Source organism: Actinoplanes sp. HUAS TT8 (assembly GCF_051380535.1).
Taxonomy (GTDB): domain Bacteria; phylum Actinomycetota; class Actinomycetes; order Mycobacteriales; family Micromonosporaceae; genus Actinoplanes.
This window is the reverse complement of sequence record NZ_CP195646.1, coordinates 2,662,773-2,680,214: the sequence shown is the minus strand read 5'-3', so window position 1 is coordinate 2,680,214 and position 17,442 is coordinate 2,662,773. Positions and strand designations below refer to the sequence as shown.

The 17,442-nt window shown below is 72.0% G+C and carries 18 protein-coding genes; 11 read left to right on the top strand and 7 right to left on the bottom strand.

Going from position 1 to position 17,442, the window contains the following annotated elements; genetic code table 11:
• Positions 1-87 precede the first annotated feature (87 nt).
• Positions 88-453, bottom strand: a complete 366-nt coding sequence (locus ACSHV8_RS11805) for a hypothetical protein (protein ID WP_436532274.1) — start codon at positions 451-453, stop codon at positions 88-90.
• A gap of 124 nt (positions 454-577) precedes the next feature.
• Between ACSHV8_RS11805 and ACSHV8_RS11800 the strand changes: the two genes are divergently transcribed.
• Positions 578-1,075 (top strand): DUF3253 domain-containing protein, encoded by a 498-nt coding sequence (locus ACSHV8_RS11800; protein WP_436532273.1) that lies wholly within the window; start codon positions 578-580, stop codon positions 1,073-1,075.
• 16 nt (positions 1,076-1,091) lie between these two features.
• On the opposite strand, the gene ACSHV8_RS11795 is transcribed toward ACSHV8_RS11800, so the two are convergent.
• Positions 1,092-1,604 carry a cysteine dioxygenase gene (locus tag ACSHV8_RS11795; protein WP_436532271.1) on the bottom strand — a complete coding sequence of 171 codons (513 nt, stop codon included), beginning with the start codon at positions 1,602-1,604 and terminating at the stop codon, positions 1,092-1,094.
• Entirely contained in the window at positions 1,601-2,497 is an 897-nt protein-coding gene (locus ACSHV8_RS11790) for an amidohydrolase family protein (protein WP_436532269.1), read from the bottom strand. The genes ACSHV8_RS11795 and ACSHV8_RS11790 overlap by 4 nt, the downstream gene beginning before the upstream one ends.
• A gap of 129 nt (positions 2,498-2,626) precedes the next feature.
• Here ACSHV8_RS11790 and ACSHV8_RS11785 point away from each other — a divergent pair, with 129 nt between their 5' ends.
• Positions 2,627-3,634: a LacI family DNA-binding transcriptional regulator gene (locus ACSHV8_RS11785; RefSeq protein ID WP_436532267.1), complete on the top strand. Its 1,008-nt coding sequence runs from the start codon at positions 2,627-2,629 to the stop codon at positions 3,632-3,634.
• A 1-nt stretch (position 3,635) separates the two neighbouring features.
• Here ACSHV8_RS11785 and ACSHV8_RS11780 read toward each other — a convergent pair whose 3' ends face one another.
• Both ACSHV8_RS11780 and ACSHV8_RS11775 read right to left on the bottom strand, forming a co-directional pair.
• The gene (locus ACSHV8_RS11780) at positions 3,636-5,060 is read right to left on the bottom strand and encodes an aromatic amino acid lyase (protein WP_436532265.1); all 1,425 of its coding nucleotides are present in this window, start codon (positions 5,058-5,060) and stop codon (positions 3,636-3,638) included.
• Between the two features lie 56 nt (positions 5,061-5,116).
• A complete protein-coding gene (locus tag ACSHV8_RS11775; RefSeq protein ID WP_436532263.1) occupies positions 5,117-6,139 on the bottom strand; it encodes an ornithine cyclodeaminase family protein in 1,023 nt (340 codons plus the stop codon).
• 65 nt (positions 6,140-6,204) lie between these two features.
• On the opposite strand from ACSHV8_RS11775, the gene ACSHV8_RS11770 reads away from it, so the two are divergent.
• The 3 genes from ACSHV8_RS11770 (at position 6,205) to ACSHV8_RS11760 (ending at position 8,941) form a co-directional block, all read left to right on the top strand.
• Positions 6,205-7,044 (top strand): MurR/RpiR family transcriptional regulator, encoded by an 840-nt coding sequence (locus ACSHV8_RS11770; RefSeq protein WP_436532261.1) that lies wholly within the window; start codon positions 6,205-6,207, stop codon positions 7,042-7,044.
• Positions 7,045-7,242: 198 nt separating this feature from the next.
• Positions 7,243-8,106, top strand: a complete 864-nt coding sequence (locus ACSHV8_RS11765; RefSeq protein ID WP_436532259.1) for an SDR family oxidoreductase — start codon at positions 7,243-7,245, stop codon at positions 8,104-8,106.
• A 4-nt stretch (positions 8,107-8,110) separates the two neighbouring features.
• A complete protein-coding gene (locus ACSHV8_RS11760; protein WP_436532257.1) occupies positions 8,111-8,941 on the top strand; it encodes a helix-turn-helix transcriptional regulator in 831 nt (276 codons plus the stop codon).
• Between the two features lie 1,146 nt (positions 8,942-10,087).
• Here ACSHV8_RS11760 and ACSHV8_RS11755 read toward each other — a convergent pair.
• On the bottom strand, positions 10,088-10,663 hold the full coding sequence (locus ACSHV8_RS11755) for a TetR/AcrR family transcriptional regulator (RefSeq protein WP_436532255.1): 576 nt from the start codon (positions 10,661-10,663) through the stop codon (positions 10,088-10,090).
• Between the two features lie 52 nt (positions 10,664-10,715).
• Between ACSHV8_RS11755 and ACSHV8_RS11750 the strand changes: the two genes are divergently transcribed.
• A complete protein-coding gene (locus ACSHV8_RS11750) occupies positions 10,716-11,585 on the top strand; it encodes an SDR family oxidoreductase (RefSeq protein WP_436532253.1) in 870 nt (289 codons plus the stop codon).
• Between the two features lie 8 nt (positions 11,586-11,593).
• Here ACSHV8_RS11750 and ACSHV8_RS11745 read toward each other — a convergent pair whose 3' ends face one another.
• Complete coding sequence (locus ACSHV8_RS11745) at positions 11,594-11,896, bottom strand: hypothetical protein (protein WP_436532251.1); 303 nt, start codon at positions 11,894-11,896, stop codon at positions 11,594-11,596.
• Between the two features lie 183 nt (positions 11,897-12,079).
• On the opposite strand from ACSHV8_RS11745, the gene ACSHV8_RS11740 reads away from it, so the two are divergent.
• From ACSHV8_RS11740 to ACSHV8_RS11720, 5 genes are read left to right on the top strand one after another with little or no spacing between them, the layout of a single operon-like run.
• Complete coding sequence (locus ACSHV8_RS11740) at positions 12,080-13,285, top strand: ROK family protein (RefSeq protein WP_436532249.1); 1,206 nt, start codon at positions 12,080-12,082, stop codon at positions 13,283-13,285.
• A 52-nt stretch (positions 13,286-13,337) separates the two neighbouring features.
• On the top strand, positions 13,338-14,399 hold the full coding sequence (locus ACSHV8_RS11735; protein ID WP_436532247.1) for an ABC transporter substrate-binding protein: 1,062 nt from the start codon (positions 13,338-13,340) through the stop codon (positions 14,397-14,399).
• A complete protein-coding gene (locus ACSHV8_RS11730; protein WP_436532245.1) occupies positions 14,396-15,238 on the top strand; it encodes an ABC transporter permease in 843 nt (280 codons plus the stop codon). The genes ACSHV8_RS11735 and ACSHV8_RS11730 overlap by 4 nt, the downstream gene beginning before the upstream one ends.
• A complete protein-coding gene (locus ACSHV8_RS11725) occupies positions 15,214-15,954 on the top strand; it encodes an ABC transporter ATP-binding protein (protein ID WP_436532243.1) in 741 nt (246 codons plus the stop codon). The genes ACSHV8_RS11730 and ACSHV8_RS11725 overlap by 25 nt, the downstream gene beginning before the upstream one ends.
• A complete protein-coding gene (locus tag ACSHV8_RS11720) occupies positions 15,951-17,285 on the top strand; it encodes an LLM class flavin-dependent oxidoreductase (protein WP_436532241.1) in 1,335 nt (444 codons plus the stop codon). Before ACSHV8_RS11725 ends, ACSHV8_RS11720 begins: the two co-directional genes overlap by 4 nt.
• Positions 17,286-17,442: the final 157 nt, after the last annotated feature.

Below are 17,442 nucleotides of genomic sequence, written 5' to 3'. Positions count from 1 at the left end.
ACGAAGATCACAAAGGGCCTCGCGGATCAGGTCGGGAGTAGGTGGACCGGGCGGCGCCGGCCGCACAGGCGGCCGGCGCGCGAACCGTCAGGAAGCGGCCGAGAAGCTCGGCGTCGGAGCCACGGTCGGCTTGCGGGTGGAGGCGGTGGGCGCCGGTTCCGCGGTCGGTTTCCAGGAGGCGGTCGGCACCGGGGCCGCGGTGGGCTTGCCCGAGGGGGTGGGGGCCGGCTCCGCGGTCGGCTTCCACGAGGAGGTGGGGGCCGGAGCGGCGGTCGGCTTCCTCGTCGAGGCCGTCGGCACCGGTGCGGCGGTCGGGGCCTGCGACGTGGTCGCGGCCGGGACCGGCGCGGGAGTCGCGTCGTCGGCGAACGCCACGGCGGCGGAGATACCGCCGGCGGCGACGACGGCCACGGCTCCGGCGGCGACCACGAGGGCCCGGGTGGATCTGCGCATCTCAAAGCTCCAGCACTGTCGGTCGGGTGCACTGTCGCCCGGTAGGACGCGCCGGCCCGGAAAAGGTTGGCGCCGCGACTGTGACCTGCAGCACATCCATTGGGCTCGCCGGGACAATGGGCCGGTGAGCAGGCGCGATGACGGCACGCTGACCGACGACGGCCGCTACCTGGTCGTGTCCGGCCGGCGCTGGCGAGCCACCGACCCGGCGATCCCGGAGCCGCTGCGTCAGGAACTGGTGAACGAGCTGATGGCGGCCCGCCGGCTCGTCCGCAGCGACCCGCACACGGCCCGCCCACGCGTACAGGATGCCAAGGTCGCCCTGGGCGAGCGCGGCGACCCCTGGTGGGAACCCACGCCCGACGGCCGGCGGGTGCGGCTGGCCGCGGCGATGCGCGCGCTGCTGCGCCACCGCCGCCCCGACGCGACCATCTGCCCGAGCGACGCGGCCCGGGTCGCCGGCGGCGAGTCCTGGCGCGACTTGATGGACGCCGCCCGGGAGGTCGCCACCGAGCTGGCCCGCGACGGCCTCATCACCGTCCGCCGGCACGGCCACGACGTCGACCCGGCGACCGCGACCGGCCCGATCCGCCTCGCCCGCGGACCCGGATGGCCCGGATGAGCGGCCTCGGCAGCGCTCAGGCGTCGATCGGGCGCAGCTCGTCGGCGTAGCTGACGGCCTGACGGCGCAGCACCCCGTCCCCGCTGATCGAGTACTGGCCCATCCGCCACAGCGGCGGCGAGTACGCGTGCAGCGACACCGACCCGTCCACGGCGCCGCCCATCCGGTGGATGTGGTCGGGCCCGAAGGCGAACGTGCGCCCGGCCGGTACGACCCGGGTCGCCGGTTCCCCGCCGATGCGCGGGTTGGCCTCGGTGACGGCGCCGCGCACGACGGCGACCGCGCCGGAGGAGACGTCGTGGTCGTGCCAGCCGGTGTCGTCCCGCACGTTCCAGCACAGCACCCACACGTCGATGTCGCCGTCGCGGTAGAGCGAGGCGTAGTGCCGCCCGCCGGTGTCGTGCCGGACGAGGTGCTCCCAGTGTTCCGGGTGGGCGGCCAGCTCGGCGACCCAGAGCTGCAGTTCTTTAGGGGTCAGGACACGGCCGGGAAGGGCGGGGAGCGCGCCGGGGCCGGCGACCGTCGTCATCGTGGTTCTCCGTTCAGGAGGTGGCGGGGGTTGGCGGTGAACATGGCGTGGGTGAAGGCCGCGCCGAGCCCGGGGTCGACCGGTTCGGCATACGGACGGTCGGAGCCGTGCACGATCGGGTCGACACCGACCACCCGGACCATCGCGTCGATCGCCCGGGTCCCGTACGACGAGGTCTCGTAGTAGACGAACGGGTCGACCGGCCCGAGCGCTCCCCCGCGCGCGGCCAGCCGCTCGTGGTGCAGCGGGGCCAGCCCGGCCAGGGCGACGAACGCGATCCGCAGCCCGGGGTGGGCCCGGCGCCCGGCGATGTGCCAGGCCAGCCAGGCGCTCTGTTGCTGCGCCACGTACGGCACCAGGGCCGGCCACCAGGACGGCAGATCGGGCGCGCAGGCCGGGGCCGGCCCGGGGTGCACCAGCACCGGTTTGCCGGCGGCCTCGGCCTCTTCCAGCAGCGGCCGCATCCGCGCGATGTCGTCCGGCTCGGCCAGGGCGGTCGCGGGCAGTTGCAGGCCGGCCACCCGGTCCTCGCGCAGCACCTTGGCCAGCGCCGACGGGTCGGGGTCGCCGACCGGGGCGGCGGCCCAGATCTCGAACGGGTCGGGCAGTTCGAGCGCGCTCTCGTGCCAGATCGTGATCAGCTCGGCCGCGTCGCCGGCCGGCAGGTGCTCGATGCCGAGCGGACTGGAGAGTGAGAGCAGCACCCGTTCGCGGCCCTCGGCCAGCTCGCGCTCGCGGCGCCGGGTGACGTCGTGCGCGGCCGGGTCGACCTCGTAGGGTGCCTCGCCGGGCAGGAACAGGGTCCATTCCCGCAGGTACGGGTACGTGTCGCGCTCGCGCAGGGCGGCCACGAAACGCTCGGGCCACAGGTGCTGGTGGCAGTCGAACAGCATCCCGGCACCTCCCATCACTTTCATAGGAGTGAAGCGCTTCACTCCATGCGTGAAGTGAAGCGCTTCACCACCGTTTGCGCAAGGTGATCTCAGAGACCGGTATCTCCGTCCCGGTGTTACCCTCGGCCGATGCAACGAGGCCCGACGCAACGAGGGCAGTCCCGGCGCACCCTGCAGGACCTGGCGACCGCCGCCGGTCTCTCGCTCGCCGCCACCTCGTACGCGTTGCGCGGCGTCCGCGGCTCCCCGGCCACCATCCGCCGGGTCCGCGAGCTCGCCGAGCAGATGGGCTACACGGTCGACCCGATCGCGCGGGCGCTGGCCAGCGGGCGCACCGGGCAGGTCGGGGTCAGCGGTTCACTGCGCGATCTGTGGCAGCAGGACCTCTCGGTGATGCTGACCCGGGCGCTGCGGCACCGCGGGCGGTACGCGACCATCGCCGACGCCGACGCCGACCCGGAGCAGGAACGCCTCATCGTCGAGCAGTTCGCCGCGCAGCGGGTCGACGGCGCGCTGGTCTCCCCGGTCGACCCGGCGGCCGACTACTGGCGGCTGCTCGGGCCGGAGATCGCGGTCGTCGCCATCGGTGACGCCCTGGTCGACCGTCCGGGCTCGGGCAGCGTGCTGTTCGACAACGCGTACGGTGTGCGCGCCGCCCTGGCCCACCTGACCGACCTGGGTCACCGCCGCGTCGGGCTGCTGGCGCCGTCGCTGCCCACCACGCCGGGCCGCCCGGCCGAGATCCTGGCCGGGGAGGTCGCCGCCGACCTGGGGATCGAGCTGACCGTCGTCTCCGCGCCGGCCGCCACGACCGACGCGGTCACCGTGGCGGCCGCGATGCTGGCCGGCCCCGACCGGCCGACCGGCGTGTTCTGCCTGACCGATTCCCTGGCCTTCGCGGTGTACCGGGCCGCCCGCGAGGCCGGGCTGAGCATCCCGGCCGACCTGTCGGTGGTCGGCTACGACGATCACCAACTGGCGGCGCTGGTCGACCCCGGCCTGACGACGATGGCCTGGGACGAGGACGCCATCGTGGAGGCGGCCGTCGCCCAGCTCGACGAACCGGCCGACTTCCCCATGTTCCGACCGGATCTGATCATCCGGAACTCGACCAGCCCGATCGTGAAAGCGCCCTGACTCACCGCGCGGAACTCGACCAGCCCGAGCGCAACAGGTCGATGAGCGTGTCGAGGTCGCGGCCGAACGGCCGATCGGCGGTGCCGGCCGGCAGCGTCCCCGCCGGCAGGATCGCCGCCATCGCTGCCGACGACAGCTGCGCCTGGGACGCCGCCGCGGACAACAGCTGCGCCTGGTGCACGGCCAGCAACTCGCAGGCCAGCACGTCCCGCAGCCCGTCGATCGCCTCCCCCAGGCACTCCGCCGCCTCGAACCCGAAACTCTGCACGTCCTCCTGCCCGGACGACGTCTCCACCGCCCCGACCAGCGCCGGCATCGCGAACCGCCGCATCCGGTGCACGACCCCGGCCGCCCGCTTGTGCACCCCGACCATCCCGGCATGCAACCCGGGCGCGTCGGACAGCTGCTTGGGCAGCCCGGTGACGGCCGGATCGAGCAGCCGATGCAGCCGCGCCGCACCGACCTCGGCCAGGTGGACAAGCGCGCTGGTCAGAGCCCCGCAGGCCGCGACCAGGTCGGTCCCGGCGAACCCGGCGCTGCCGTAGAACCGCCCGTCCAGGAACGCCGGCGAGTCGGTCACCCCGATCAACGCCCGCTCGACCGCCGCTTCGAGGGCTTCGACCGCCCGCACCACCACGGCCAGCGCGGGCCCGGTCACCCGGAACGACACCGGCGCCTGCAGCGCTCGGACCGGCCCGTCCCCGCGTGCTATCAGAAGGGCGGCATTGAGCGTACGGAGATGCTCGTCCCCGACCGCGAACTCCGGGCGCAACGGATCCGTGCTCGCGCCGGTCACCCCCTGGGCCGCCCCGGCCACGGCGATCACCTGGTCGACCAGCACCCGCACGTCCGCACCGGCCAGCACCGCCAGCCCGGTCAGCCCGGGAACCCCCTGCAGGAACGCGATGCCCTCCTTGGCCCGGAACGACCGCGGGCGCAGCCCGGCCGCCGCCAGAGCCGACCCGGCCTCGACCGCCCGGCCGGCGTCATCGAGCGCCTGACCGGTCCCGATCAGGACCGCGCCGGCGTGCGCGAGCGGCAGGATCTCCCCGGCCGCCCCGCTGCCCCGCGCCGGGATCGCCGGCACGACGTCGGCGTTCAACAGCTCGGCCAGCTGCAGGCACAACTCCGGCGACACCCCGGCCGCCGGATGCAGCAGCGTCCGCAACCGGGCGGCCAGCACGGCCCGGGCCTGATCGCGCCGCAGCCACGGCGCCGACCCCACGGCCCGCCCGGCCATCAGCGTGTCCTGATGCCGCGACTGCGCCTCCGCGTCCAGCCGAACCCCCGAGAGCGCCCCCATCCCGGTGTTCACGCCGTACACCGGCTGGTCACCGGCGAGCGCCGCCACAACCTCGGCCCGGCTTGCGGCCAACTCGGCCAGCAGCGCCGGTTCCAGCACGACGCGGGTCCCTCTTCGAGACACAAGACCGATTCGCGTACGGTCGAGGTCCGCCCCCGACCGCACCCGCACCTCGCCGCTCACCGGTAGCGCAGCATCGTTCCGGCGTCGGCCGCCTCGGCCCGGGTCAGGATGAGGTGGGCCAGCGCCACGTCGAGGATCGACAGCCCGCGGTGCCAGAACAGGATGCGCTCGTCGGCACTCTCCCGCCCCGGCTTGGCCCCGCTGACGATCTCACCGATCTGGGCGTAGAGCGTCTCCTCGCTCAGCCGCCCGGTGTCGACGTGTGCGCGCAGCGCCCCGAACCGGCCCGACCGCGACTCGCGCCAGTCGTCGACCACCACCTTGTCCATGACGTCGAGCAGGTCCAGCTCGACCGCGCTGACGGTGCCGTAGGGCACCACGAACGCGCCGGGCTTGACCATGGCCGTACGCAACAAGGGTTGTGGTTCTTGCAGGCGGGAGGCCTCGACCAGGATGTCGGCGTCCTGGTAGACCTCGTCGGCCGTGGCGACCACGCGCACCGGCGTGTCGGTGACCGCGCGCAGCCGTTCGGCGAACGCCTCGCGCGATTCCGGCCTCCGGCTGGTGACGCGGATCTCCTCCAGAGGGAAGAGCTGGTCCAGCATGGTGACGTTGGCGAACGCGGTGCCGCGGGCGCCGACGTGCCCCAGGATCCGCGAGTCGGGCCGGGCCAGGTGCTTGGCGCCGACCGCGGTCATCGCCCCGGTGCGGACCTCGGTGATCAGCGTCGCGTCCATGATCGCCAGGGGGACGCCGGTGGCCGGGTCGAGCAGGGTCATCAGGGCCAGCTCGCTGGGCAGCCCCTTCTGGTAGTTCGGCACGAAGTCGCCGACCACCTTCACCCCGCTCAGCCCATGATCGCCGAGGGTGGAGACGTGGCCGCGCAGGATGTTGAAGTGCCCGGCGCCACCGTTGTCGGGCACCAGATGAGTGCGCGGCTCGAAAACCGTCCGGCCGCGCCCGTGCGCGTCGACCACGTTCTCGACCGCGGCGATGACCTCGTCCGTCCGGATGTCCAGCTCGTCGATGTCGGCACCGGACAGGAACCGTAACCAGATCGCCTGCTCGTTGTGAATCATCGAATGCACCATAACTCCTGTGTGTTTTAGAGTATTCAGGGGCGGCCTGAGGACGAAGGAGATCGATGGCACACGACGGGGCCGGGGAATGGTTGCTGGACCTGGCGCAGGCACACCGCCTCTCCCCCGCGCAGCGGCAGATCGTGCAGCGCATGCTCGGCATGTTCCCCGACGTCGCGTTCCTGTCCACCGTCGAGATCGCCGAACGGGCCGGGGTCAGCCAGCCGACGGTCACCCGGCTCGCCGCCGCACTCGGCTTCGCCGGCTTCCCCGAGTTCCGGGCCGCGCTGCGTGACGCGGTCCTGGCCGGCATCCCGGACCAGCGGATCCCGCACCGCCAGGACGCCGCGGTGGCCGCGATCGAGCAGGAACGGGCCAACCTGGAGAGCCTGAAACGCGTGGTCGGGGGCGACCCGATGAACCAGGCCGTACGACTGCTGGCCGGCAGTGGCCCGCTGGGCGTGGTCGGTCTGCGCGCGTCGGCCGCCCTGGCCTGCTACTTCGGCTACTTCGCGCGCCGGGTCCTGCCCGCGGTGACCGTCTGCACCGACGCCGGAGCGGTCGACGACGACGTCCTGCAGCTGAGCCAGCAGGGGGCGAGCGCGCTGCTGGTCTTCGCCATGCCGCGCTACCCGGCCGGGACCGTCGCCGCCGTCCGGCTGGCCCGCGGCCTGGGCCTGGCCACGGTGGTGGTCACCGACACGGCGCTCGTCCCGTTCGCCGACGACGCCGACGTGCTGCTGGTCGCCCCGGTCGGCACCGGGCTGGTGTTCGACTCCCACGCGGCCGTGGTCACCCTGGCCATCAGCCTGCTCGACGCCATCGCCAAGACCGACCCGCACCGCACCCAGCAACGCCTGGAGGCCCACGAGTCGCTGGTCGACCGCTGGGTCCACGACACCTGACCTGCCCCGGGCCGGCCACCACCTCGCCGCGGCCTTCCGCAGTGACCCGGCCGCCACCTCATCGCGGCCTTCCGCATCGGGCCGGCCGCCGCCTCATCGCGGCCTTCCGCAGCGGATCGGCCGCCGGGCGCTTCTCTCGGCCAGCCTTGTCCTGACAGAGCATGGTCGTGGGACCGGCCGGGTCGCAGCCTTGAGCGCATGACAACTGATCTGACCGGGCGCCGGGCGGTCGTGACCGGGGCCAGCGACGGTATCGGCCGGGAACTGGCCATCCATCTGGCGCGGGCCGGCGCCGACCTGGTGCTGCCGGTGCGTGACCCGGCCAAGGGTGAGGCCGCGGCCGCCTTGATCCGGCGGGCCGTGCCGACCGCCAAGATCCAGCTCGAACGGCTCGACCTGGCCGACCTGGCCTCGGTGGCCGCGTTCGCCGAAGGGCTGCTCGGGGCCGGTCGTCCCGTGGACCTGCTGGTCAACAACGCCGGGGTGATGCTGCCGCCGGCCCGGCAGGTGACCGCGGACGGCTTCGAACTGCAGGTCGGCACGAACGTGATCGGGCACGCGGCGCTCACACTGCGGCTGCTTCCGCTGCTGCGGGCCGGGCGCGCGCGGGTGACGACACTTACCAGTTCGGCCGCCAAGCACGCCAGGATCGACTGGGAGGACCTGAACGGGGACCGAAAATACGGGGGCACCACGGCGTACGGGCGCTCGAAGCTCTTGAATTTGATCTTCGCTCTTGAACTTGATCGTCGCATCGATGAGGTGTCGAGCAACGCGGCGCATCCGGGGACGACGCTGACGAATCTGTACCGGACGACGCCGGGGCTGCTGCGGGCGATCACCGGGCGGTTCGCGCAGACGGCGGAACGTGGGGTGCTGCCGCCGCTGCTCGCGGCGACCGCGCCGGACGCGGGTGGGCGGCTCTACGGGCCGGACGGCTTCGGCGAGTTCCGGGGTGGGCCGACCGAACTGCCCGTGTACCGCTCGGCGCGGCGGGCCGGGGACGGCGAACGGTTGTGGCGGGTGATACACCAGGTCAGCGGGATCGCCGAGGAAGAATAGGGCGGTGGAGCGGGAACGACTGGCGGCCTTTCTGCGCAGTCGGCGGGACGTGCTGCAACCGCAGGACGTGGGGCTGCCGCGCGGGGCCCGCCGCCGGACCTCGGGGCTGCGGCGGGAAGAAGTGGCGCTGCTCAGCGACCTGTCGGTGGACTACTACACCCGGCTGGAGCAGCCGCGCGGGCCGCACCCGTCGGAACAGGCGCTGGCCGCGGTCGCGCGCGGGCTGCGACTGACCGCGGACGAACGGGATCATCTGTTCCGGCTGGGTGGGTACACGCCGCCGCGCCGCGGTTCGAGCGGGGGCGATCATCTGAACCCGGGCATGATGCGGGTCTTCGACGGGCTCGGAGACGCCGCGGCGATCGTGGTCAACGGGGTCGGGGAGACGCTGCGGCAGACACACCTGGCTCGGGCGTTGCTCGGCGACGACAGTGTGCGCCGCGGGTTGGAGCGCAGCCCGCACTATCGGTGGTTCACCTCGCCGGGCGAGCAGGAGCTGATACCGGTCGAGGAGCGGGCCTCGCACGGGCTGAGGATGGTGGCGCATCTGCTGGCGGCGTTCACCCGGGACGGGCCGGAATCCCGGGCCGGGCAGGTGGTGGCGGCGTTGCGGGGTGCCAGTGCCGAGTTCGAGGAGTTGTGGCGGGGGCAGCCGGTGGCGGGGCCGTATTGTGCGCCGAAACGTCTGGTGCATCCGGTGGTGGGGGTGCTTGATCTGCACTGTCAGCAACTGGTGGATCCGGATCAGTCGCAGGCGTTGGTGGTTTATACGGCGGCGGCCGGGAGTGAAAGTTATCAGAAGCTGGAGTTGTTGTCGGTGCTCGGGGCGAGCTGATAATGTTCCGCGCTCCACGAATGTCAATTTGGCATGATCATTTACTGACGTGAGGGTGTTTTCTTCTGGGACAATTTAGGTATGGGGCAGTTGTCGTTGTTCGGGCGGGCGGAAACGGCTGATATGCGGGATCGGACGTTGGGGCGGAACTATTCTGCTGAGCGTGACGAATTTCGTCGTGAACAGCAGATTCGGCGAAATTGGGGGCTGAAGCGGCGGCACGCCGAGAAGCTGCGTCGGCTGCGGGAGGGTGATTCCGTGGGGGCTGGGCGGGCGTCGGCCTCGCGCTCTGCCGCTCCGGCTCCTCACCCCGCCGGTCCGGGCATGCGGGCCACCAGCCCGACCTCACGATCGACCACCCCGAGCACGCGGCCTACCGGCCCGACCCCGCACGCCGGCGGTCCGGGCACGCGGCCCACCAGCCCGACCCCACGTTCCACCGTCCCGGGCGCGCCGCCCACAAGACCAACCGCACGCTCCGCCGCCGGTCCGAGCACGCGGCTCACCAGGTCCACCGCTCCGGGCGCGCGGCCTGCCGCCCCAACCCCGCACGCCGCCGGGCCGGGCGGGCCGCCCACCAGCCCAGCCCTGTGCCCCACCACACCAGTTCCACGGCCGGCGACGTCGGAGCCTGGAACTTCGGAGACGCGGCCTGCACCTATGCCGCCGGTTGAGCCGACTTCGCGAGCCAATGGTTCGGCCTCGCGTTCGGAGGGCTCAGTGCCGACGGTTCCGGCCCGGCACACAGTGCGGCCCGAGCCGACGGTCTTGCCACGACAACAACCGAAGCCGTGTGTGGCACAGGCTCATTTGCTGGCGCGAGGTGGATCATTATTGATTAAGTTTGGTTGCTGCGCGCCGTTGGTAGCGGTGGAGCTCAACAATATCCGATGCCGACGGGCCGAAGCGACTCAGCGTTCTGTGGCCAGGGTTACAGAAATTAATTTTGCCGCGCATTCTGGGAGGGGGTCAGCAAGGCCCGCTGGCATACCACCGCGAATTTTTTCTGCTGGTTCTGATGGCGGTTATCCGGGCCACAATGAGATTTCGCCAGGTTCCCGACTGCCGGTCGTCTCGTGGCACGTCGAGGAAGGGCGGGCGCCACCGTTCCAGTCGCGCCGACCGACGCCCAGCACCCGGCTGCCTTCACGCGCGGCTCGCGACCAATGCCACCAGGGTCTCGGCCAGCTCTTCGGGGGTGGTCTGCCACTTCTCGGTGCTCAGGTGCCCGCTGACCGCCATGTCGGTGATCCCGTGCGCCCCGGCCAGCAGCAACGCGCCGTATCGGCGGGCCTCCCCGGGACCGACCAGGTCGGCCACGATCGTCAGGAATTCGTCCTGGCTGCGCTGGGCCGCGTTCAGCGCAGCCTGAATGTCCCCGGCCGGCGGCCGGAACATCTGCTGGTACAGGTGCGGCTGCCCCCGTCCGACCGCGATCAGCCCGGTCAGCGCGGCGTGCAGCCGTGAGGTTGCGGGCGCCGCTGGATCCCCGTTCAGCGCTGCGATCTGGTCGCCGATCCGGAGCCAGGCTTCGGCCGCGACCGCGGTGAGCAGGCTTTCCTTGTCGGCGAAGTGGCCGTAGGGCGCCCCTCGGCTCACTCCGGCCCGGGCGCCGACCTCGCGCAGTGTCACCGCTTCGGGTCCGCCTTGGTCGAGTAGTTCGGCGGCGGCGTCCAGCAGGGCGCGGCGGGTGGCGGCGGCCGTCTCGGCACGGGTGACCATGCCGACCATCTTACGGTTGACAGCGTCACATGAAATCCCTACCGTATTTCACATGACACTGTCACATGAAATCATCGTGGTCACCGGCGCGTCGACCGGGATGGGCGCGGCCACCGCTCGCGAGCTGGCCGGGCGCGGCTTCCACGTGCTGGCCGGCGTGCGCAGGCCGCAGGATGCCGAGGCCCTGCGGTCGGAGCGGATCGAGCCGGTGTTCCTCGACATCACCGAGCCCGCCCAGGTCGCCGCCGTCGCCGCCCGCGTCGAGTCCGATCCGCTCGGCCGGCCGCTGCGGGCGCTGGTCAACAACGCCGGCATCGCCGTCAACGCACCGGTGGAGGCCCTGCCGATGAGCGACTGGCGGTGGCAGTTCGAGGTCAACCTCTTCGGCCACATCGCGGTGACCCAGGCCCTTCTTCCCGCGCTGCTGCGCAGCCGCGGCCGGGTGGTCAACATCAGCTCGATCGGCGGCAAGGTCGCCATGCCGACCTACGGTGCCTACGCCGGCACCAAGTTCGCGCTGGAAGCGGTGAGCGATTCACTGCGCCGCGAGCTCGCCCCGCACGGCGTGCAGGTCGTCGTGGTCGAACCCGGCGGCGTGCAGACCGAGATGGCCGAGCGGGGCGCCACCACGGCCGGCGGCATCGCCGCCGGCATGACCGAAGAGCAGACCGAGAGGTACGGAGATCTGGTGCGCGCCATCGTGGCCCACTCGGCTGCGTTCACCCGCGCCGGCCAGACCGCCGAGGCTGCCGCCCGGATCATCGCCAAGGCCACCACCGCCCGCAACCCGCGCACCCGCTACACGATCGGCCGCGACGCGGCCCTGATGACCCGCCTGTCCCGTTTCCTGCCCGACCGCCTGCTCGACCGGATGATGGCCGCCGATCTGCGCCCGCACTTCCCCAAGCCGGTCACCGTATAGCTACCGGGTCAGCTGGTGGCCATCCGGATCAGGGCGTTGCCGCCGAGCATCAGCAGGTCGGCGCCGGCGACGAAGGCCATGCTGCGCTGCATCCAGCGGGCGCTCAGGTCGGGGTCGGTGCCGGTGATGCCCTTGACCGCGTAGACGAGGGCGGCCACGACCAGCGCGATCCCGGGGACGAGGACGAACCCGACCGACTGCGGGGTCTTGCCCTGCGTGACCAGCAGGCTCACCATCACCGCCGGCAGCACTCCGAAGAAGAGGACGGCGAGACCGCCGTACCACCGCAGTGACCGCACCGTGTCCGTCATGCCCACCCTTTCGACCGCCCGAGCTTAGCGGTCGCCCCGACGGGCCGAGGCCGGCGACCACCGGGTGACGACGCGCGGAGCCACGAACGCCGCCCGGGCCAGGGCCGGACTGGTTGTTACCTTCTGTAAAACGTCCGGTAACCATCCGCCGTGGTCGGGCGCCGCCCGGGATAGCCTCGCCGCATGAGCGGGCCCGTTGCCGAGCGGCGTACCACCCGCCGTGGCGATCTGCCGGTGCCGGGTCCACGCCGGGCACCGGATTCCGCGTCGGCGGTGCTGCGGGCCGTGCTCCGGCACGGCCCGATCGCGCGCAGTTCGGTGGCCCGGGTGACCCGGCTGTCGTCGGCGACGGTGACCGGGGTGGCCGGTTCGCTGTTGAGGGCGCGGCTGGTGCGGGAGGTGCCGGAGGCGGCCGGCCCGCCGGGCATGGGGCGCCCGCATGTGCCGCTGGACATCGACCCGGACGCGGTCGCCGTGCTGGGCGTGCACATCGCGGTGCCGCGGACCACTGTCGCGCTGCTGGATCTGCGGGGCCGGGTGATTCTGCAGCGGCGTGACCCGCACGAGGAGCGCGATCCGCGCAGTGTGCTGGCCGCACTGACCGCTCGGATCGCCGCGGTGCGCGGGCAGAACCGGGGTCGGCGCCGGATTCTCGGGCTGGGCCTGGCCACCGGTGGTTGGGTCGACACGGCGAACGGGACGGTCGTCGAGCATCCGTTCCTGGGCTGGCGGGACGTGCCGGTGGCGGCGACGCTGGCCGAGGCGACCGGGCTGCCGGTGCATGTGGACAGCAACTCGCGGGCGTTGTTGCGGGCCGAGCAGCTGTTCGGGGAGGCGGCGGCCGAGGCCGGGCTCAGTGCGGTGCACCTGTTCGTGGGCAACGTGGTCGACGTCGCGTTCGCGACCGGCGGTGTGGTTCACGAGGGGCCGCGCTCGGCGGCCGGGGCGGTCGCGCATCTACCGGTGGAGGGTTGTGACGAGCCGTGTTCGTGCGGCCGGGTGGGTTGTCTGCAGGCCGCGGTCTCGGAGCAGGTGGTGGTGCGCCGGGCCTTGGCGGCCGGGCTGATCGACCGGCCGGAGATCGGTGACCTGGTCGAGGTCGCGGTGGGTGGTGACGCCGAGGCGGTGGCGATGTTGCGGGAGCGGTCGCGTCTGGTCGGCCGGGCCGTGGCGATGCTGCTGGACCTGTTCGACCCGGAGGTGCTGGTGGTGGCCGAGGCCGGGGCGAACCGGCTGCCGGTCTGCCTGGAGACGCTGCGCGGCGAGGTGGCCGGGGTGGACGCGGAGCGGGTGGTGCGGGCGTCGAGTTTCCCGGGCACCGTGCTGGCCGTGGCCGGTGGGGCGGTCGCGTTGCACCGGGTCTACGCGGCTCCGCTGGGGATCACTTAATTCAATCCGGCGCATAGTTGCCCCTTAGTCCTATCTGCATAGTATGAATTGCATGCCCAGAAGAACCCTCCCCACGCTGGCGCTCGCCGCTCTGCTGTCGTTCGGCGTCGCCGCCTGCGGCAGTGACCAGGCCGCGACCAGCCTGGAGTTGTCGGCCGCGCTGCCCGACCAGGTGCCCAGCGGCACCACTCTCCGTCTCGGCGACCCGCCCGTCCAGGCCGTGCTCGGCGCGGCCGGCCTCGACAAGGAACTGGCCGACGCCGGGATCAAGGTCGAGTGGGCCAACATCAGCGGCGGCCCGCAGAGCATCCAGGCGTTCCGCGCCGACAAGCTCGACTGCAGCGCAGTGGCCGACATCCCGTCGCTCTTCGCGGCCTGGACCGGCACCTCCACGAAGATCGTCTTCCAGTCGGTCACGGTCGATCCGCTGAAGTTCCCGATCTACCAGCTCGGCGTCGCGCCCGGCGTCGCCGTCGGGTCCCTGGCCGACCTGCGCGGCAAGAAGATCGCCTACAGCGCCGGGCAGGCCCAGGGCGCACTGGTGCTGCGCGTGCTCAAACAGGCCGGGCTGACCCAGAAGGACGTGCAGCTGGTCGAGCTGACCAGCACCGGTGACTCGTACGTGACCGCGCTGGGCACCAAGGCGGTCGACGTCGCACCGCTGGGCGCCCAGTTCGTCAAGGTCTACGAGGCCAAATACCCGGGGGCGACGACGATCGGCACCGGCATCCGCGACGACGCGTCCACCCTCTACTGCCTGACCTCGGCCGTGCAGGACGCGGCCAAGGCCGCCGCGCTCAAGGTCTACGTGAGCGTACGGACCAAGGCCCTGCTGTGGCAGAACGAGCACCCGGACGACTACGCCAAGCTGTACTACCAGGACTCGCAGGGCCTGACCGCGGCCGACGCCAGGGCCGTGGTGACCCTGTACGGGCAGAAGGGCATCCCGGCCAGCTGGGACAACGCGGTCAGCCGCCTGCAGGAGACCGCCGATCTGCTGGCCACCGAGCAGAAGCACGACAAGCTCGACGTGAGCACGCTCGTGGACCGCCGGTTCGAGCCGGTCGAGGCCGCAGCGGCCGGGAGCCGGACGGTCAGCGGGGATGCCTCGTGACCGCCACGATCCCGCTCCGGCGGACCGCCACCGATGACCCCCGGGTGGACGACCGGGTCGTACGCCGTCGCCTCGGTCCCGGACGCCGTTTCCGCTTCTCCTTCTGGGTCGGTCCGATCCTGGTCCTGGCCGTCTGGTCGATCGGCTCGTCCACCGGCCTGATCAAACCGGCCGTCCTGACCGCCCCGTGGGACGTGGTGACCGCCTTCCGGGACCAGTGGAGCGACCACGACCTGCTCGGCAACGTGCTCTCCTCCCTGCAGCGGGCCGTGGTCGGCCTGGCCTTCGGGGTGACCGCCGGGGTCGTGCTCGCGGTCGTCTCCGGGCTGTCCCGGATCGGCGAGTCGGTGTTCGACGGTCCGATCCAGATCAAGCGCTCGATCCCCACGCTCGCGCTGATCCCGCTGTTCATCGCCTGGTTCGGCATCGGCGAACAGATGAAGATCGTCACGATCGCGCTGATCAGCCTGGTGCCGATCTACGTGCACACGCACAACGGGCTGCGCGGCATCGACGGCCGGTACGCCGAGCTGGCCGAGACCATCGGCCTCGGGCGCGGCGAGTTCGTCCGGCACGTGGTGCTGCCCGGGGCGCTGCCCGGTTTCCTGCTCGGCATGCGCTTCGCGGTCACGTCGGCGCTGCTCGGGCTGGTCGTGGTCGAGCAGTACAACGCGGTCAGCGGCATCGGCCACATGATCACCCTGGCCGAGCAGTACGGGCAGACCGACGTGATCGTGGTCGGCCTGGTCATCTACGGGGTCTTCGGCTATCTGGCCGACACCGCGGTGCGATTCACGGGACGGAGGGTGCTCTCATGGCGACGAACCCTGGAGGACTGACCACGGAACCGGCGGTCCGCGTACGGGATCTGCACCGCAGTTTCAATGCCAACGGCGGCGTTCTCAACGGTCTGGACCTGGACATCGCGGCCGGCGAGTTCGTGGCGCTGATCGGGCGCTCCGGCACCGGCAAGAGCACGCTGCTGCGGGCCCTGGCCGGGCTCGACCGCGAGGTGGCCGGGCACGGCCGGATCGCCGTACCCCCATCGGTGTCCGTTGTTTTTCAGGATTCCCGGCTGCTGCCGTGGAAACGGATCCTGGACAACGTCACGTTCGGGCTGCGCGGATCCGGCGCGGCCGAGCGCGGACGTCAGGCCCTGGCCGAGGTCGGGCTGGCCGGGCGGGAGCGGGCCTGGCCGTACCAGCTCTCCGGCGGCGAGCAGCAGCGCGCCTCGCTGGCCCGGTCGCTGGTCCGGGAGCCGCAGCTGCTGCTGGCCGACGAGCCGTTCGGCGCGCTGGACGCGCTGACCCGGCTGCGGATGCACGCGCTGCTGCGCAAGCTCTGCGAGGCCCACCGCCCGGCCGTGCTGCTGGTCACCCACGACGTGGACGAGGCGATCGTGCTCGCCGACCGGGTGATCCTGCTGGACGGCGGGGTGGTGCGCACCGACGTGCGCGTCGATCTCCCGGACCGCTCGCGCGCCGGGGCCGCCTTCGCCGAACTGCGCACATACCTGCTGGACGAACTGGGCGTCGACGAGGAGAACCTGCGATGAGCCGCCAACTGCACTTCAACCTGTTCCTGCACGACACCGGTCACCACGAGGCGTCGTGGCGGCTGCCGGAGTCCGATCCACACGCCAACCTGTCCCTGGAAGCCCACCAGCACCTGGCCCGGGTCGCCGAGGACGCCAAGTTCGACTCGGTCTTCCTGGCCGACGGCCCGGCCCTGTACGCCGAGCCGGGCCGCCGCCCGTCCGGCAAGCTGGAGCCGACCGTGCTGCTGGCCGCGCTGGCCGTCACGACCACCCGGATCGGGCTGATCGCGACCGCGTCCACCTCGTACAACGACCCGTACAACCTGGCCCGCCGGTTCGCCTCGCTCGACCACCTGTCCGGCGGGCGGGCCGGTTGGAACATCGTCACCACGGCCGGGGATGCCGCCGCGCGCAACTTCGGGCTGCAGGATCAGCCGTTGCACCGCAGCCGCTACGACCGGGCCGACGAGTTCCTGGAGGTCGCGACGAAGTTGTGGGACAGCTGGGCCGACGACGCGATCATCGCCGACAAAGAGGCGGGAATTCACGCCGTACGGGATCGGATCCTTCCCATCGATCACCACGGCACCTATTTCCGGGTCGAGGGCCCGCTCAACGTGCCCCGTTCGCCGCAGGCGCATCCGCTGCTCGTGCAGGCCGGCTCCTCCGAGGACGGCAAGGAGTTCGCGGCCCGGTGGGCCGAGGCGGTCTTCACCGCGCAGCCCACCCTGGCCGAGAGCCAAACGTTCTACGCCGACCTCAAGCGCCGGGCCGCCGCGGCCGGGCGCGATCCCGAGCAGGTCGTCATCCTGCCCGGGATCGTGCCGGTGATCGGTGACACCGAGGCCGAGGCCCGCGAGCTCGACGCCGAACTGGAACGGCTGATCTCGCCCGAACACGCCCTGGCCCAGCTGTCCATCCTGCTGCGCGTCGACCGGGAACGCCTGGTGCTGGACGAGCCGCTACCGGCCGACCTGCCCGACGAGGACGAGATCGAGGGCGCCAAGAGCCGCTACACGCTGATCGTGAACTGGGCCCGCCGGGACAACCTGACCGTCCGCCAGCTGATCGGCCGGCTCGGCGGCGGGCGTGGGCACCGCACGTTCACCGGCACGCCGGTGCAGATCGCCGACACCATCCAGCACTACTTCGAGAACGGCGCCGCCGACGGCTTCAACATCATGCCGGCCGTGCTGCCCTCCGGCATCGAGGCGTTCGCGTCCAAGGTCGTGCCGATCCTGCAGGAACGCGGCCTGTTCCGCACCGAATACACCGGCACCACTTTGCGCGAACACTACGGACTCCCCCGGCCCGCACCCCGCCGGGAACTGCTCGCCCGCGCTATGTGAAGTCCTGGACGTGGCGCCGCACCCATTCGGCAAAGGGGCGCGGCGCCCGGCCCAGAACGGTGTGAACCTGGGCCACGACCCACCTGCCCGACGTCGACACCGCCCGTAAGGCCCATGCCGCGGACCGCTAGGCCGGTATGTACGCGGCGTATACTCT

Excerpts from the sequence above, each read along its gene's own strand:
- ACSHV8_RS11775 (WP_436532263.1), bottom strand. The coding sequence starts at position 6,139 with ATGATTCACAACGAGCAGGCGATCTGGTTACGGTTCCTGTCCGGTGCC.
- ACSHV8_RS11745 (WP_436532251.1), bottom strand. The coding sequence starts at position 11,896 with ATGACGGACACGGTGCGGTCACTGCGGTGGTACGGCGGTCTCGCCGTC.
- ACSHV8_RS11750 (WP_436532253.1), top strand. The coding sequence starts at position 10,716 with ATGACACTGTCACATGAAATCATCGTGGTCACCGGCGCGTCGACCGGG.
- ACSHV8_RS11740 (WP_436532249.1), top strand. The coding sequence starts at position 12,080 with ATGAGCGGGCCCGTTGCCGAGCGGCGTACCACCCGCCGTGGCGATCTG.
- ACSHV8_RS11795 (WP_436532271.1), bottom strand. The coding sequence starts at position 1,604 with ATGACGACGGTCGCCGGCCCCGGCGCGCTCCCCGCCCTTCCCGGCCGT.
- ACSHV8_RS11785 (WP_436532267.1), top strand. The coding sequence starts at position 2,627 with ATGCAACGAGGCCCGACGCAACGAGGGCAGTCCCGGCGCACCCTGCAG.
- ACSHV8_RS11765 (WP_436532259.1), top strand. The coding sequence starts at position 7,243 with ATGACAACTGATCTGACCGGGCGCCGGGCGGTCGTGACCGGGGCCAGC.
- ACSHV8_RS11735 (WP_436532247.1), top strand. The coding sequence starts at position 13,338 with ATGCCCAGAAGAACCCTCCCCACGCTGGCGCTCGCCGCTCTGCTGTCG.
- ACSHV8_RS11770 (WP_436532261.1), top strand. The coding sequence starts at position 6,205 with ATGGCACACGACGGGGCCGGGGAATGGTTGCTGGACCTGGCGCAGGCA.
- ACSHV8_RS11805 (WP_436532274.1), bottom strand. The coding sequence starts at position 453 with ATGCGCAGATCCACCCGGGCCCTCGTGGTCGCCGCCGGAGCCGTGGCC.
- ACSHV8_RS11725 (WP_436532243.1), top strand. The coding sequence starts at position 15,214 with ATGGCGACGAACCCTGGAGGACTGACCACGGAACCGGCGGTCCGCGTA.
- ACSHV8_RS11720 (WP_436532241.1), top strand. The coding sequence starts at position 15,951 with ATGAGCCGCCAACTGCACTTCAACCTGTTCCTGCACGACACCGGTCAC.
- ACSHV8_RS11790 (WP_436532269.1), bottom strand. The coding sequence starts at position 2,497 with ATGCTGTTCGACTGCCACCAGCACCTGTGGCCCGAGCGTTTCGTGGCC.
- ACSHV8_RS11755 (WP_436532255.1), bottom strand. The coding sequence starts at position 10,663 with ATGGTCACCCGTGCCGAGACGGCCGCCGCCACCCGCCGCGCCCTGCTG.